13 protein-coding genes are annotated in these 15,617 nt (G+C 62.5%); 3 read left to right on the forward strand and 10 right to left on the reverse strand.

What is annotated here, in order from left to right:
• Positions 1 to 53: 53 nt before the first annotated feature.
• Both WDB86_RS17725 and WDB86_RS17730 read right to left on the reverse strand, forming a co-directional pair.
• Positions 54 to 1,136 carry an acyltransferase gene (locus WDB86_RS17725; protein WP_341485964.1) on the reverse strand — a complete coding sequence of 361 codons (1,083 nt, stop codon included), beginning with the start codon at positions 1,134 to 1,136 and terminating at the stop codon, positions 54 to 56.
• 169 nt (positions 1,137 to 1,305) lie between these two features.
• Entirely contained in the window at positions 1,306 to 2,241 is a 936-nt protein-coding gene (locus WDB86_RS17730) for a glycosyltransferase family A protein (RefSeq protein WP_330629328.1), read from the reverse strand.
• 189 nt (positions 2,242 to 2,430) lie between these two features.
• Between WDB86_RS17730 and WDB86_RS17735 the strand changes: the two genes are divergently transcribed.
• On the forward strand, positions 2,431 to 3,483 hold the full coding sequence (locus WDB86_RS17735; protein ID WP_341485965.1) for a hypothetical protein: 1,053 nt from the start codon (positions 2,431 to 2,433) through the stop codon (positions 3,481 to 3,483).
• Between the two features lie 54 nt (positions 3,484 to 3,537).
• On the forward strand, positions 3,538 to 4,482 hold the full coding sequence (locus WDB86_RS17740) for a capsular polysaccharide synthesis protein (RefSeq protein ID WP_330629326.1): 945 nt from the start codon (positions 3,538 to 3,540) through the stop codon (positions 4,480 to 4,482).
• A 169-nt stretch (positions 4,483 to 4,651) separates the two neighbouring features.
• Here WDB86_RS17740 and WDB86_RS17745 read toward each other — a convergent pair whose 3' ends face one another.
• Genes WDB86_RS17745 through WDB86_RS17755 form a run of 3 tightly spaced genes read right to left on the reverse strand, consistent with a single transcriptional unit; the run spans position 4,652 to position 10,363 of the window.
• Complete coding sequence (locus WDB86_RS17745; protein WP_330629325.1) at positions 4,652 to 6,043, reverse strand: efflux transporter outer membrane subunit; 1,392 nt, start codon at positions 6,041 to 6,043, stop codon at positions 4,652 to 4,654.
• Positions 6,040 to 9,150: a multidrug efflux RND transporter permease subunit gene (locus WDB86_RS17750; RefSeq protein ID WP_330629324.1), complete on the reverse strand. Its 3,111-nt coding sequence runs from the start codon at positions 9,148 to 9,150 to the stop codon at positions 6,040 to 6,042. The genes WDB86_RS17745 and WDB86_RS17750 overlap by 4 nt, the downstream gene beginning before the upstream one ends.
• Before the next feature lie 4 nt (positions 9,151 to 9,154).
• A complete protein-coding gene (locus WDB86_RS17755) occupies positions 9,155 to 10,363 on the reverse strand; it encodes an efflux RND transporter periplasmic adaptor subunit (protein WP_330629323.1) in 1,209 nt (402 codons plus the stop codon).
• Between the two features lie 246 nt (positions 10,364 to 10,609).
• Here WDB86_RS17755 and WDB86_RS17760 point away from each other — a divergent pair, with 246 nt between their 5' ends.
• The gene (locus tag WDB86_RS17760; RefSeq protein ID WP_339109875.1) at positions 10,610 to 11,215 is read left to right on the forward strand and encodes a TetR/AcrR family transcriptional regulator; all 606 of its coding nucleotides are present in this window, start codon (positions 10,610 to 10,612) and stop codon (positions 11,213 to 11,215) included.
• 115 nt (positions 11,216 to 11,330) lie between these two features.
• Here WDB86_RS17760 and WDB86_RS17765 read toward each other — a convergent pair whose 3' ends face one another.
• From WDB86_RS17765 to WDB86_RS17785, 5 genes are all read right to left on the reverse strand, one after another.
• Positions 11,331 to 12,227, reverse strand: a complete 897-nt coding sequence (locus WDB86_RS17765) for an MBL fold metallo-hydrolase (protein ID WP_341485967.1) — start codon at positions 12,225 to 12,227, stop codon at positions 11,331 to 11,333.
• A gap of 23 nt (positions 12,228 to 12,250) precedes the next feature.
• Positions 12,251 to 13,027 carry a sulfite exporter TauE/SafE family protein gene (locus tag WDB86_RS17770; RefSeq protein WP_330629320.1) on the reverse strand — a complete coding sequence of 259 codons (777 nt, stop codon included), beginning with the start codon at positions 13,025 to 13,027 and terminating at the stop codon, positions 12,251 to 12,253.
• A gap of 12 nt (positions 13,028 to 13,039) precedes the next feature.
• Positions 13,040 to 14,080: an SLAC1 anion channel family protein gene (locus tag WDB86_RS17775; RefSeq protein ID WP_330629319.1), complete on the reverse strand. Its 1,041-nt coding sequence runs from the start codon at positions 14,078 to 14,080 to the stop codon at positions 13,040 to 13,042.
• Between the two features lie 126 nt (positions 14,081 to 14,206).
• On the reverse strand, positions 14,207 to 14,824 hold the full coding sequence (locus WDB86_RS17780) for a DsbA family protein (RefSeq protein WP_330629318.1): 618 nt from the start codon (positions 14,822 to 14,824) through the stop codon (positions 14,207 to 14,209).
• Entirely contained in the window at positions 14,821 to 15,561 is a 741-nt protein-coding gene (locus WDB86_RS17785; protein WP_341485968.1) for a L,D-transpeptidase, read from the reverse strand. Before WDB86_RS17785 ends, WDB86_RS17780 begins: the two co-directional genes overlap by 4 nt.
• Positions 15,562 to 15,617: the final 56 nt, after the last annotated feature.

The following is a 15,617-nucleotide window of genomic DNA, read 5'->3' on the forward strand; positions in this document are numbered from 1 at the left end:
TGCGCGGGGATGGACATTCTGATGCGGGGCGGGTCGGGCAGGCCCGTCCCGTTCTATCGTGCCGCAGTGGCCACGCGACGCGGTGCGAAGGGCATACCGATCCCCAGACAGAGGAAGCGCGACAGGCGCGACTGCAGGATCACCTGATGCAACAGGATCGGGCCGGTCAGGCCGCATAGAAGCGAGACCGGATAGATCCAGTGTCGGTCAAGAGCGGGCAGGAGATGCTGCATCGCCAAGGTTGCCGCCGCGGTGAAAAAGACGTGGAACAGGTAGATGGTAAAGGACTTGTCGCCGATCCATGCCAGAAACCGGATATGGACCCGCAGCACCAGAAAGGACAGGGCGGCTGTCAGCCCGACCAGCACCGACAGGCTGCGCCGGATCTCGGACTGCCACGGGCCCAGAAGCTGGAAGGCGCATAGCGCCCCCCACAGAACCAGCGCCCCCAGCCAGAGACCGGCAAGCACACGCGGCCAGCCGCGATCCGACAGCCCCGCCAGTGCCGGTTTCAGGCGCTGCGCAACGATATGCCCGCCCATGAAGAACGGCGCCAGATAGGCAGCACGCGGGAAGGAAAAGATCTGGAACCCGTCCAGCCGCCCCGAGATGAAGATGGCCGCCCCGAGGGCGCCGATCAGCGCGGCATTGCGCACCGACACCGCTTTGGGGTCGCGGGCGAAGGCGTCGGGCCTGATTTGCGCATAAAGCCAGTTGAGCGCCAGAAGCAGTACCATCAGCGTGAAGGTCGCCTGCAGGAACCAGAAATGCGCATAGGGCAGGAAAAGAGTATCGACCCACGGCATCTGCACCCGTCCGGTGGCATCGCCAATCACCCAGAACAGGCCGCCGACAAAGATCATCGGCACCAGCAGGCGGCGCATCTTGCTGGTCAGCACCTGCCCCCAGCTTTTGCGCGCACTCAGCACGGCGGTGAAGACATAGCCCGAGATGAAGCTGAACAGCGGCATCCGCATATCCGCCAGCATCAGTTGCAGCCGGAACAGCCAGTCGGTGCCGGGAACCTCCAGCCCGACCTGCGGGGTCGCGCCGACCACATGGTAGGATACCAGCGCCAGACAGGCCAGTCCCCGCATGGTTTCCACATGCGTTTCGCGTTTCTGTGGTCCTGTCATCGCGGTGCCTTTCTGACCCGGAAAGAAGGGGAGCGCGCCCCGTTTGAGCGCCCCGTTTGTGCGAGCTGTTCGAGCGGGCGGCCTGTGGCGGCGTGGCCAGAGGCTTTCGGTCGCGGCGCCAGGGCGACTGAGCGGCTAGGTGGCAGGAACCGGCGTGGAGTGCCGCGCCTCAGACGGCGGCGCGCGCATCCCAGACCGGTGCCTGTGCTGCATCGATTTCGGCAATCGCCGCATCCTTGCCCTTGACCAGTGCGCGGCGCTGGTAAGACCGGATGAAGGCGCGCAACTCGGGGTCGGGGAGCTGCTCTTTGCCCTGAAGGGCGGCACGCACATATCCCCACCACGAGGCAAGCCCGCCGGTGACATAGGGGGGGTGCGCCATGCGGAAAATGCAGCTTGCGGTGAAGAACCAGAAGCTCGACCCCATGAAATACTGGCCATAGCCGTGGCGCATCCGTCCCGTATAGACCGACTTCTGCGACGACCCCATCGGGCGCAGATGCTCGAAAGACAGCGCCTCGTCGTCAAAGGCGCGGGCCTGCCAGCCAAGCTGGCGGGATTTGTGGCAATCGATCGCATCCCACATCACTTCGCGCACGAAGCCGCCGATCTCGCGGAAACATTGCACACGGTAGAATTTGGTCATGCCGACCGACATTTCCGAGCCGCATTTCTCCGAGACCTTGGCCCCGTTCCACATGAACCACGGCTTGCCCGAGCACGACCCCAGACGCGGATTGGCCTCCATCTTGTCCATCAGGATCGCGAAATATCCGCTGGGCATTTCCAGATCGAGGTCGAATTTGCAGATATAGTCGAATGCGCCCATATCGATCTGGTCAAGGCCGAAATAGAAGGCTTCGATCACGCCCGGACCCACAGCGCGCGCGCCGCGATTGGGTTTGGGAACCACGCGGATCCAGTCATGCCGCGCGGCATATTCGGCAAGGATCTGCGGGGTGTCATCTGTCGAACCGTCATCGACGATCAACCAAAGGGCGGGGTGTTCGGTTTGCGCGACAACACTGTCCAGCGTGCGGCGCATATATTGCGCCTCGTCACGGCAGGGGGTGATCAGTGCATAGCGACGACCTGAGTGGGGCATGAAAGGTTCCGTGCTGAAATTGAAGCGACTTTGGTGCAGTTTGACTCTTTGGCGCGCTCATGACAAGAGACCTCACACGATTGTCGCTGCGTCGCGGCACAACCTTGACGATTATCCGCTTACATGCTTGTCAACTGCGCAGCAAAAGGCCAAAACAGGGTTAAATTTATTCCTTATCATGGATATTCAATGACCCGTCGCTATCTTTTCTGGAGCCCGGACATCACAAAAGCTGCAGGCGGGGTCGCGGTGATCTATGATCTGGTGGCGCTGTTGCGACGCAATGGGCTGGATTGCGCGCTGTTGCATAACAGCCCGTCCGGCTGCTATCCCGACCATCCGCAGGATCTGCCCAAATTCTGGACCGGCGCATTCGACCGTATCTATGGCCGTTACCAGCCGCGCCGCAGCCGTCTGGGATATTATCTCAAGACGCGCCGTCGGGTGCGCCTTGCCGGCCCCAATCCGCGTTACGTGGCGCGGCCGGAGGATGTGATCGTGATGCCCGAACTCTTTCTGGCCGAGGCGCTGGAGGCGTTCCCCGGCCAGACACTGTGCATTCTGGTGCAGAACCCGTTCCTGCTGATGGAAAGCTATCAACGCGCGGTCGAGCGCGGCCTTGATCCGGCGCGCTCGGTGCGGGCCTATCTGAGCACCTCCGAGGTCTGCCATACCCATCTCGACCTGATCGAGGCCGAGACGGTGCTGAAATTTCCGGTCAGCATGAAGCCCGAAGAGATCGGTTTCGTGCCGATGCCCGACAAGGAGCGGCTGATCACCTATATGCCGCGCAAGCGTCCCGAAGAGGCGCGCCAGATCGTCGAGATGCTGGAAAAACGCGGCAAGCTACAGGGCTACCGGCTGGAAGCGATTGATGGCATCCCGCGCGCACAGGTGATCGACAAGTTGCGCAAAAGCCGCTTTTTCATCTCGCTCATGCGGCGCGAAAGCCTTGGCTTTCCGGCGGCGGAAGCGATGGCTGCGGGGGCGGTGGCCATTGGCTATGACGGGCTGGGGGCTGCGGAATATTTCGACCGGAGCACCGGCTTCCCGATCCCCGAAGGCGATTTCGCGGGCATGGTGCTGACGGTCGAGCAACAAATTGCCGCTTTCGAGGAGAGCCCGAAGGTTTTCGATGGGCTTTGCGCCCGCGCCTGTGCCAGAATCCATGAGCGGTATTCGCAAACCTATTTCGAAACCAATGCCCTGCGTGTGTGGCGCGAACTCGACGCAATCCTGTAGCCCGCGCGCCATCTCTCCCTAAATTCCTTCTGAAAACCGTTTTCAGGATCTCCCATGCCCCTTCCTTCCTGCCTGTCCAAAGCTCTCAAATCCGCGCGGTTCACCGCGAAATGGCTGCGTTCGGAGCTGCCTTATGCGCCGGGGCTTGAACTTTACGCCCGCCATATCGACCGTCATAACCGCCATCTGACCGCGCAGATGATGTTCAATGCCCCCGAGGCGACACCGGCATATTACGCCCCCTATCGCGGACGGGCGATCCCGAAGATCATCTGGATGTATTGGGCACAGGGGATCGAGGCCGCCCCCCCCGTCGTGCAGCGCTGCATTGCCCAGTGGCGGGCAATGAACCCGGGCTGGGATCTGCGCGTGCTGACGCGTGAGACGGTCGGCGAATGGGTCGATTTGTCCGATATCGATGACAGCCTCGCGTTCCGTCTGCATGCCAATGCGCTCCGGCTGCGCCTGCTGGCCCGCTATGGCGGGCTTTGGGCCGATGTGACCACCTATTGCCACCGCCCGCTGGATGAATGGATGCCGCTTCTGGGCGGGCAGACCGGCTTTTTCACCTTTGGTGGCCCCTATCATGACCGCTGGGTGGATAACTGGTTTATCGCCGCCCATCCCGAAAACCCGCTGATCCAGCGCTGGTGTGCCGATTACGATGCCTATGTGACCCGCCTGCGCCATACGCCGCGCAAGTATTTCATGATGATCTACACCTTCCAATGGGCGATGATCCGCAATGCGAAGCTGCGCCATGCATTTCGTGCCGCCGGAAGCCTGCCCGCCGTGCCCGCCTATTATCTGATGGCCGCGCTGGAGGGGAATGCGACGCTCGATCCCTTCCTTGCCGCGCAGGAATGTGGCTTTCCGGTCAGCAAGCTCAGTCACCGCTCCAGCCTTGACCCGCAGGGGCTGGTCGACCGGCTGGAGGCACTTCTTGCCGAGGCGCAGCCCGTGTTGGCCGCCCCACGATCCGCCCTTCCGGCGCAATAGCCCGTGCGGCGCGCCTGTCGTTCCCGCCGCTCTTAGGGGCTGCTCCTAAGCGCCGTTCCGAGGGACGGCACGGTTTGCCCGCGCGGCTTGCCGAAACCACAAAGGGCGGCCCCTCACGGGACCGCCCTTTTCTGGTGGTGCAGGGGGGCGCGCCCCCCTATCCCAAAGCCTATTTGGCGGCGGCCTTGGGGGCCGGAGCCTCTTCGGGGCTTTCGGCATAGCCTGCGCCCGCGCCGATGGCGATCTGCAAGGTCGCCCATTCCTGTGCCGCGCTATTGGCCGCCGAGGCTGCCGAGATCCGTGCCGATGCTTCGGAACGGTCGGTATCCAGCAGGTCAAGCAGGGTCATGCCGCCATTGCGATAGGTGGTGCGCCCCAGTTCCAAGGCTTTGGAATAGGATTGCGCCGCGCGGTTAAGCTGTGCGGCCTGCGCGCGGTACTGACGCAGGTTGGACTGCGCGACCTGCACATCTTCCACCGCCGAGGTGATGGCCGAGCGATAGTCGATCTCGGCCTGTTTGGCGGCGGAGACCTGCGCATCGCGGGCGGCGCGCAGGGACCCCTGATTGAAGATGGCCTGGGTGATGGTGGGGCCGAAGCTCCAGCTGGTGGATTTGCTGGTGCCCGACACGGTGCCCGAGAGGCTGAGCGAGGGGTAAAGGGCTGCCGTGTCCACGCCGACGGTGGCCACTTCCTGATGCAGCACCGCTTCGTAATAGCGGATATCGGGACGGTTGCGCAGCAGGTCCGCCGGAACGCCGGTGGCGCTGTCGGTCGGAATCCGCAACGGGGCGGCCCCTTTTTCCATCCGGTCCATCAACGGGCCTGCGGGCACGTTCAGCAAGGTCGCGATGGCAAAAACCTTGGCGCGGAATTGCGCAAGGTAGTTGGGCAAATCGGCCTTGGCCGATTCCAGCGCGGCTTCGGCTTCGGCCTGTTCCAGCGTGGTCGCGGCACCGGCATTCACCTCCTGCTGGGTAATGTTGAACGTATCCTGACGGGTCGCGATGGTTTTGCGCGTCAGCTCCAGCGCCTGCTGGTAATAGCGCGCATCGGCATAATCGGCGACCAGCTCGGCCAGCCATGCCAGACGCTCGGTGCCGACATTGGCCTGGCTGGCTGCCAGATTGGCCTTGGCCGCCTCGCGTTCGCGGCGCAATCCGCCAAACAGGTCGAGCACGAAATCCGCATCCAGCGTGCCGGTGGCATTGTCCCAGCCGGACCCGCCCCCTTTGGTGACGCCCGAGCGGGTCTTGGACCCGCTGGCCGACCCGCTGAGCGCCTCGTTCACGCCGGTCTGGCGAAGCTGGGCGCGTGCCTGACGGATGCGTTCTTGCGCCTGCAGGATGTCGAGGCTCTGTTTCATCCCCGTCTCGACCAGCTCGTTGAGCAGCGGGTCACGGTAATCGCGCCACCATGCACGATAGGCCACCTGCGCCAGCGGGCTGGTGTCCCCGCCCACGAATTGGGTGGTGACAGGCACGGCGGGCGTTTTGTAATCCGGCCCGACCGCACATCCCGCGAGAACCATTAGCGGAACCAGTTTCATAAAGCGCATCATGCATTCTCCTTGCGGCCTGCGCCGGATTTTCTGTCAACAAGACGACGGACCGCCACATACAATACCGGAACCATCAGGATACCGAAGACAGCCGAGAAGAGGATCCCGCCCAACATGCCGATCCCGATGGAGTTCTGCGCATTTGCACCTGTGCCGCTGGCGATGGCAAGGGGCAGAACCCCCAGCCCGAAGGCAAAGGTGGTCATCAGGATCGGGCGCAGACGCATCCGCGCGGCCGTTTTCACCGCCTCGAACAGGCCCAGCCCCTCGGCGCGGAGTGTCTCGGCGAATTCCACGATCAGGATGGCATTACGCGCCGCCAGACCGATGGTCGTCAGCATCCCGACCTTGAAGTAGACGTCATTCGACTGCCCGAAGACCAGAGCCGCGATCAGCGCCCCGAGCAGGCCGATCGGCACGGCCAGCATCACCGCGAAGGGCACCGACCAGCTTTCATAAAGCGCCGCCAGCGCAAGGAAGACGACCACTGCCGAAAGCGTATACAGGATCGGTTCCTGATTGCCCGAGAGCTGTTCCTGATAGGACAGGCCGACCCAGGCGCTCTGGTAATTGCCATCCATGCTATCGACGATTTTCTCCATTTCGGCCATCGCATCCCCGGACGAGACGCCCGATGCCGGAGAGCCCTGCAATTCGATCGCGTTGACGCCGCCATAACGGGCGATCTTGGTATAGGTCTGCCCCCAGCTTTGCGACGAGAAGGCCGACATCGGAACCATTTCGTCATCGCTGTTACGCATATACCATTTCTTGATATCGCCCGGCTGCATCCGGTATGCCTGATCGCCCATCACCCGCACGTCGCGCAGTTTGCCGTTCAGCGTGAAGTCGTTGACATAGCTGCCCGCGAAGATGGTCGAGAGGTTGGAGTTGATATCCGAGATCGTCAGCCCCATCGACTGCGCCTTGGCCGCATCCAGATTGATCGCAAGCTGCGTCTTGGAATTGGCCTCATAGCCGCGGATGGCGGTTGCCTTGCCCGATTCCTGCGCTTTCTGGGCCACCTTGGCGGCCGTCTCGCGCAGCTTGTCGAGCCCCTCATTGCCTTGGTCGATCAGATACATCTCGAACCCGTCAGACGAGCCCATCCCGTGGATCGGCGGCGGTTGCAGGAAGAAGACCTGCCCGTAACGCCCCGAGCCGAAGAACATATTGGCTTTCATCGCGATGGAGGCTGCCGTGATGCCCTTGCGGTCTTCCAGATCCGACAGCTTGACGAACATCATCGCATTGTTCTGGCCGGACCCCGAGAAGCCGAAGCCGATCGCCGCAAACACGCTTTTGGTCGCGTCGGGGTAGTTCTGCTTCATGAAGTCGGTGATGGCCGTAACGCTTTGCTGGGTCTGCGCCCGCGTCGCGTTCTGCGGCAGCGAGATCGACGCCATCAGCACGCCCTGATCCTCGGTCGGTACGAAGCTCGAGGGCAGGCGGGAATAGACGCCATAGATGCCCACGCCAACCGCCACCACCACGACCAGCATCCGGAACGGACGGCGGATCAGGCGGATGACCGTGCCGGTATAGCCGGAATTGACGCGGTCCATGCCTTTGTTGAACTTGCGCGCGGGCCAGATCTTGGGCTTGTCATGCGAGGGTTTCAGCAGGCTTGCACACATGGCCGGCGTCAGGATCAGCGCCACCAGCAACGACAGCACCATTGCCGAAATGATGGTCACCGAGAACTGCCGGTAGATCACACCGGTCGAGCCGGACATGAAGGCCATCGGCAGGAATACCGAAGACAGCACCACCACGATCCCCACCAGCGCGGTCGAGATTTCCTTCATGGATTTCTCGGTCGCCTCGACAGGGCCCAGCTTTTCTTCTTCCATCACCCGTTCGACGTTTTCCACCACAACGATGGCGTCATCCACCAATAGCCCGATGGCCAGCACAAGGGCGAACATCGTCAATGTGTTGATCGACATCCCCGTGGCGGCAAGCACGGCGAATGTGCCCAGCAGAACCACCGGCACGGCGATACAAGGGATAATGGTCGCCCGCCAGCTTTGCAGGAAGACCATGATCACCACGAAGACCAGCACGATGGCCTCGAAGAGGGTGTGATAGATCTGGTGGATGGATTCCTGAATGAACGGGGTCGTGTCATAGGGATAGACCAGCGTCACGCCTTCGGGCAGCGACTTGGCCAGCTTGTCAAGCGCGGTATGGACGCGCTCGGAGGTCTCGACGGCATTGGCACCGTTTTGCAGGTTGACGCCGAAACCGGTGGCGTTCTTGCCGTTATACTGGCCCAGCACCGAGTAATCGTCATCGGCCAGCTCGACCGTAGCGACATCGCCCAGATAGACCGAAGAGCCGTCATCATTGGTTTTCAGCAGGATCTTGCGGAAATCATCCACCGTCGAAAGCTGGCTTTGGGCCTTCAGCGAGATGGTGACTTCCTGCCCGTTCTTGCTTGGCAGATCGCCCAGCGACCCGACCGTGACATTGGTGTTCTGTTCCGAAACGGCATCGGTGACATCCGAAGGGGTCAGCGAGTATTTGTAAAGCTTTGCCGGATCGAGCCAGATGCGCATGGCATATTCCGACCCGAAGACCTGAATCGAGCCGACGCCTTCCAGACGCTGGACGGTATCTTCCATCTGGTTCGAGAAGAGATCCCCCAACTCGACATTGCTGCGCTTGTTATCGTCGGAGACAAGCGCGCCCACCAGCAGGATCGAACTGGTGGAGCGGGTGACCGAGACCCCCGTCTGGGTCACGGCTGTAGGCAGGGAACTCTCGACCAGCTGTAACTTGTTCTGCACCTGCACCTGCGCCATATCGGCGTCGGTGCTGGAGTTGAAGACAAGCGAGATCTGCGAACTGCCCTGCGAGGAATTCGAGGTCATGTAAAGCAGACCATCCAGCCCCGTCATGCCGTCCTCGATGACGGATGTCACCGAATTGGCCACGATCTGGGCGGAGGCTCCGGTATAGGTGGCCTGAATCCGCACCGTGGTCGGCGAGACTTCGGGATATTGCGAAATCGCAAGCGAGTTCAGCCCGAAGACACCCGCGATCATCAGGACAATCGCAAGCACCCAAGCAAAGACGGGCCGGTGAATGAAGAACTGTGCCATCGGATCAGTCCGCCGTTGCTGCGCTCTCGGCGCTGTCCTGAGAGGCGGCGTCGGTGGCGACATCCTGCGTGGTGCCGTCGTCGGCAATCTTCACCTGCACGGCCTTCACTGTGGCACCGTCCTGCAGGGTTTTCTGCCCGTCCACGATCACTTTCACCCCGTCCTCAAGGCCGGAGGTCACAATCCACGCGGTATCGGTGCTGCCTTCGGTCGGCACGCTGACCTGTTTGGCCTTGCCGTCCGCATCGACCACGAAGAAGCTCAGATTGCCATTGGTATCATGCTCGCCTGCGCGCTGGGGCACCAGAAAGGCCTTGAGTGAGCCGAGCTGCACATTCCCGCGCAGGAACATGCCCGGCAGGATGATATGGTCGGGATTGTCGAAGCGGAAGCGCACCGTGACCGAACCGGTGGTGGTGGACACCGTCGGAGACGGGGTGACCAGCTCGCCAGTCGCTTTATAGGTCTCGCCGTTTTCAAGCACCAGATTGGCCTGCAACTTGTCGGAAAGCTGCAATTCGCCGTTCTTGACCTTGGAGCGGAGCGACAGGATATCGGCGGCAGGTTCCAGCAATTCGACATCGATCGGATCAAGCGTCGTGACCGTGGTCAGGGCGGTGTCCTGCCCCGAGGTCACAAGGTCGCCGGTCGAGACATCGGCCACATCCACCACCCCGTCAATCGGCGAACGGATCGTGGTCCAGCCAAGCTCGATCTTGGCATATTTCAGCGCCGCTTGCGCCGATTGCAGCGTCGCTTTTGCCGATGCCAGATCCGAGCGGGCGGTTTCCACATCGGCTGCGGTATAGCCCGACCCCTCAAGCTTGGCGGCACGGTCATAGGCGGCCTGTTTGACAGGCAGATCGGCTTCGGCTTCGGCCACTGTCGCCTCATCCGCCTCGACCGTGGCCTGATAGCTGGCATCGTCCAGCTGGAACAGCGGATCGCCGGTTTTCACCTCTGCCCCGGGTTTATAGAGCTTTTGCATGATCACCCCGTCCACGCGCGGACGGATATCGGCCTGTTCAAAGGCCACGGCGCGGCCCGGAAGCTCGATGGTCTGCGGAACGTCGCTTGGATGCAGCACGACATACCCGACTTCGGCATTCGGCTGTTGGTAGGCCTGTGCAAAGGCGATCCCTGTGGTGCCCAGCCCCATCGCCGGTGCAAGGAAGGCCGCCACCAGAGGCATGCGTAATTTTGTGTTCATCATATCCGCTCGTTTCTATCGTTCCGCTGTCACTCGCTCTTGACGATGGCCTGGCGACGAAGTCTATGGTCAATTCTTGCAGAGTGTGCAAAATTTGCCGAAAGTGTAAATATCTGGCGCGATAACGAGCGCTTGATTTTTGAAAATATTTCGGCCCGATGCACGTAAAAACAGCAAGGGTCAGGTGTTCTGATACGCGGCCAAGGCTTCCTATAAAGCGGGATGTGCCGACTTGCTCAGGGGAGAGGCATGAGTGATTTGAGATCGCGCCGTAAGGCGGAAATGGCGCAGGTGATTCAGCAGGCGACGATCGATCTCTCGCGGGATTACGGCTTTGACGCCATTACGACCGAAATGATCAGCCAGCAGGCGGGAATCAGTGCGCGGACGTTTTTCAACTACTACGCCAACAAGGAAGCCGCGCTTTTCGGGCAGGTTCCGTTTCTGACGGACGAGATCTGCCGCACACTTGTTCCGGGCAGCGGGGTTTTGGCGGACGATCTCTACCAGCTTTTGCGGGCGATGATGATGCGGGCGGTGCCGCGCAAGGCCGAACTGGCGATCATCGTCCCTGCCTTGCAGACGCAGCCGAAGGTGCTGAAGGTCTATATGGCCGAGCGGGCTGCCATGAGCGAGAGGCTGGCCCAGATGCTGGAGGACCGTCTGCCCGAATCCACCCAGCTTTTCCGCGCGGTGCTTGCGGAGATGCTGATGAGCGCCTCCTGGAACGGGATCATGGCGTGGCTGGAAAACAGGGTCACATCCGACATGGCCCTGGAACAGGGCTGGCGCGCCATCTGTGAAATCGCCCAGCTGTTTGTCGGCCCCGAGGCCCCGGGTCCGTCCTCCCCCTGACGCGCCCCTCGGGGCTGTTCTTCGGGCCAAAGGGGGCGCGGGCCATGACTGCCCATGCCAGAGGTCGGGGCGGCAGGTCGGGCTGTCCGGTGCCCGACCCAAGACGCAACCGGTCCTAGAACCTGTTTGCGGGGATTTTGAAATAGCGATGCCCGTCGGCTTCCGGCTCGGGCAGGCGACCGCCACGCAGATTGACCTGAAGGGCATGCAGCATCTGCTTGGGCAGGCTCAGCGTGGCATCCCGTTTTTCACGCAATGCGATATATTCTGCACGGCTGCGTCCGCCGCCAATATGGATATTCTCGGCTTTCTGCTGCGCCACGGTGCTTTCCCATGCCGGTTCCTCGCGGGTTTTGGTGCCGTAATCATGGCCCACAAAGATCCGCGTCTCGTCGGGCAGGGCAAGGATGGCCTGCAGACTGTCCCATAGCTCTGCCGCCGAACCGCCGGGAAAATCCGCGCGCGAGGTGCCAGCATCGGGCTGCATGAACGTGTCATGCACGAAAGCCGCATCACCGATCACATAGGTGATCGAGCCAAGCGTGTGGCCGGGCGAGAGCATCACCTTGACCGGCAGCCGGCCCAGCGTGAATTCCTCGCCATCGGCCAGAAGCCTGTCATACAGCGTGGCAGGGTCCAGCGTCTGGGGCGGGAGGTGATAGATTTCGGTCCAGATTTTCGCGATATCGGTGCATTTCTCGCCGATCCAATGCGGGCAACCGGTGCGTTCGGCCAGCAGGCGGCCTGCGGTGAGGTGGTCGGCATGGGGGTGCGTGTCAAGGATCAGCTTCAGATCGGCCTCATGGTCCTTGACCAGCGCCAGTGCATGATCCGCCGATTCTGTGCCGCTGCGCGCGGCGGTGACATCGAATTCCTGCACCACATCAATCAGGGCGCTGGCACGGGTGTCAGGGTCGATCACCAGATACTGGCACGATCCTGAAACCGGTTCGTAAAATCCGACCACGACCGGCGAGCCGGACCCACGGGAGGGGCTGATTTTGGTAAGCATGACAGATCTCCTTTCCAGCCGGATCACAACGCGGTCCAGCTTTTCCATAACATATAGGCCGCGACGACAAAAATCAGGCCCGCAAAGACGGTGGTCAGGGTGCCTTTGCCCGAAAGTTTCCGCGCAAGGCCCGTGCCGGCGATCCCGCCCAGAAACCCGCCTGCGATGAAGGTCGCGGCGATCCCCCATGCCACCAGCCCCGAAAACGCGTAATTCAGCGCGGTGGTCAGGCCGAAAGCGGTCACGGCCACAAGGCTTGTGCCCACGGCATTGAGGGTGGGCATTCTGGTCGAGGCCATCAACCCGGGCACGATCAGAAACCCGCCTCCAATCCCGAACACCCCTGAAAAGGCCCCCGTTCCAAAGCCGAAACCGGCGACTTTGCCTGCATTCTCGCGGCCGCATTGCGCCCCCGGAATGCCCTCGGCATGGCGGTTTTTCAGCATCAACACTCCCACGACCACCATGACCAGCGCGAACAGGAACAGCAGGTGCTGGCCGTTGATGGCCTTGCCCAGCGTCGATCCGCCGAAAGCCCCGATGATCCCCGCACCGGCATAGATCGCCCCGCAGCGCCATTTGACGGTATGGGCGCGGGCATGCAGCGCCAGATTGCTGGCGGCATTCACGGCCACCGCAAGCGCCGAGGTGCCGATGGCGACATGCGGGCTGGCCACCCCCACCACATAGACCATCAACGGCACGGCCAGAATGGAGCCGCCGCCGCCCACGAGGCCTAACGTCAGCCCGACCAGCCCGCCCGAAAGCGCGCCAAGAGAGTAGTGCAGGGTGTCATACATCGGGTCGGTCCTTTATTCGGGTAGGCAGATCTGGCCACGCAGCGCGAGGCGGAGGGTGTTCCACAGCAGGAGGATTACGGTCAGGCTCAGCAGGGCCAGACCCGCATGGCCCAAGCTCTGGTGGAAGACCGATCCCGTCATGGCCGCAAAGCGGAAACTCGCCGTGGTCAGCGCCGCCAGCGGGAAAGACAGCGCCCAGAACGAGATCGAGAAGGGCAGGCGCAGCAGGCCCGGCAGTTGGAACAGCACGAGCGCCGCGAAGAGATAGGCGACATTCAGCAAGATCCGCGCCAGCGCATCGGGGTTGGGGCCGGTCAGCAGCAGCCATGACAGGAAGGCCATCGCGGGCGGCGCGATCAGGATCACCAGTGTGGGGCGCAGCTTGCCCGGCAAGGGCGCATGGAAAATCAGCCGGTTGATGACCAAGGTGGTGAGGATGATCCAGAAGGTCAGCCCTGCGGCAAAGAAATACCAGCTGGCTTCGATATGGCCCAGCGGCACCCCTGCCAGCGGCACCACCAGATTGCCCACCGCCGGAATGAACCACGCCGGTGACAGGCTTTCGGGACCGAAGGGACGCGCCGAGATCCAAGCCGAGATGATCACCAGCGTCAGGCCGAATTGCGCCGCAGCCCCCAGCATCCACAGGATATTGGCCAGGCTCGGGGCATATTCCAGCACCAGACGCGCCAAGAGCAGGCCCGAAATGGCGATGGCCGGAAAGAATGCCAGCCGCACGGGGTGGTTCCATTCGGCTTTCAACGCCTGTGGCTGGCGCAGGGCCTTGGCCACAAACAGCGTGGCCAGAAGCCCGAAGACAGCGCAGGCCAGCCCGAAGACCATATGCGACGCCATCATCGCTCCGGCCGAACGCAGCGCCAGCGCATAGCCCATAAGCCCCATCGTCATGCCGAACAGGCTGACCGGAAAATGTGCCAGCCAGCCGGAGCTTTCGGGGGGGAGTGCGGCGGGGCCCGCCGACGGGGTCTGCGCGGCCCCCAGCGAGGAGGCGGGGGAGGGGGCTGCAAACCGGACAGGATGATCAGGGCGCATGGAAGGGCTCCTTGGGCGCGGCGCACGCGGCGGGGTCGTGAGGGTGGCTCGGGGTCCGGCATAAGACCCTTTGCGGGGCCGCGACGGTGACATTGTCACGCGCGGCCCTCACGGGGGCGTGAGATGTCATCCTTGCGGATGGCGGGCCACACGGATCGCCTCGGTCAGGGCGGCTTTGTCCAGCGCGCCGGGATAGATCATGCGCCCCGCCACAAAACCCGGTGTGCCGAACAAACCCAAACCGCTGGCCTGTCGGTCATTGCGCGCCAGTACGGCGTCGATCTTCTGGCGGGCGCTCTGATAGCCCGCCTGCGCCTTCGGCACGGAAACGCCCGCCGCGTTCAGGGTTTTGTCGACCTGTGCATCGCTCAACCGTCCTTTGGTGGCCATCAGGGCTTCAAGGGCGGTGGCATAGGCGCCGTTTTCCTGCGCGCCCAGCACCAGCCGTGCAGCCCGCAGCGAGACCGGCCCGAAGACCGGCCAGTCCTTCATGACAACCCGCAAACCGCGATCTTCGGCCATCACCTCTTCCAGAACGGGATGGTTCTTTTTACAGAAGGGGCATTGGTAATCGAAAAACTCCACCAGAGTGACATCGCCCTGCGGGTTGCCCAAAGCGGGGGCATCGGGGTCGTGGAAGACCATCTGCGGGTCAAGCGCCCCTGTTTCGGCTTCGGCCTTGGCGGCGGCGGGCAGGACCATTGCGGCCCCTGACAGGATCAGGAAATTTCGACGGTCGATCATAGGGCGGCTCCTTTGCTGGGGATCGGATCTTGGGGATGGTGCGGCAGGGGCGTGCCGGGCGGGACGGTGCCCTTGCCGCTTTCGGCCTGCGAGAGCACCACGACATGGGTGCCCGATTTGACCCGTGCGGCCAGATCGACGATGTCTTGGTTCCAAAGCCGGATGCAGCCCGCCGAGGTCGCCTCGCCAATGCTCCACGGCTGCCTGGTGCCGTGGATGCGGTAGAAGGTGTCGCGATTGCCCTTGTGCAGATAGAGCGCCCGTGCCCCGAGCGGGTTTTCCAGCCCGCCCTCCAGCCCGTCTTTGACCGGCCCGTAAAGCTGGGGGTCATCGTTGATCATGTTCTGGGTGGGCCGCCAGCTGGGCCAGTCGCGCTGATAGGGGATATGCGCCTCACCGGTGAAACCGCGCCCTTCCTCGCCCACGGCCACGGTATAACGCAGGGCGCGGTTGTTCTTTTGCACGAAGTAAAGTTTGCGCGCCCACGGGTCGACGATGATCGTGCCGGGCGCCTCCTCCGTCCAGTAATCGACCTCCTGACGGGCTTTCTCGGCGGAAAGATATTTCGGGTCCACCGCAGGGATGACGCGCGTGCCATCCTGCTCGGCCCCGTATTTCGCAAGGACATCGGCAGGCACCGCAGGGGCGGGCGGTGTGGCGGAGGGGTCCGGTCTGGGCGCACAAGCGGCCAGAAAGGCGATACAGATCAGGGCAAGCCCTGTAGGGGATCGGGTCATCTTGGGATCTTTCATTTGAAAAAGGGGGGCATCAGGCGCAGGCCTGTGCCATTGGG

Source organism: Thioclava sp. GXIMD4215, from assembly GCF_045291555.1.
GTDB lineage: Bacteria > Pseudomonadota > Alphaproteobacteria > Rhodobacterales > Rhodobacteraceae > Thioclava > Thioclava litoralis.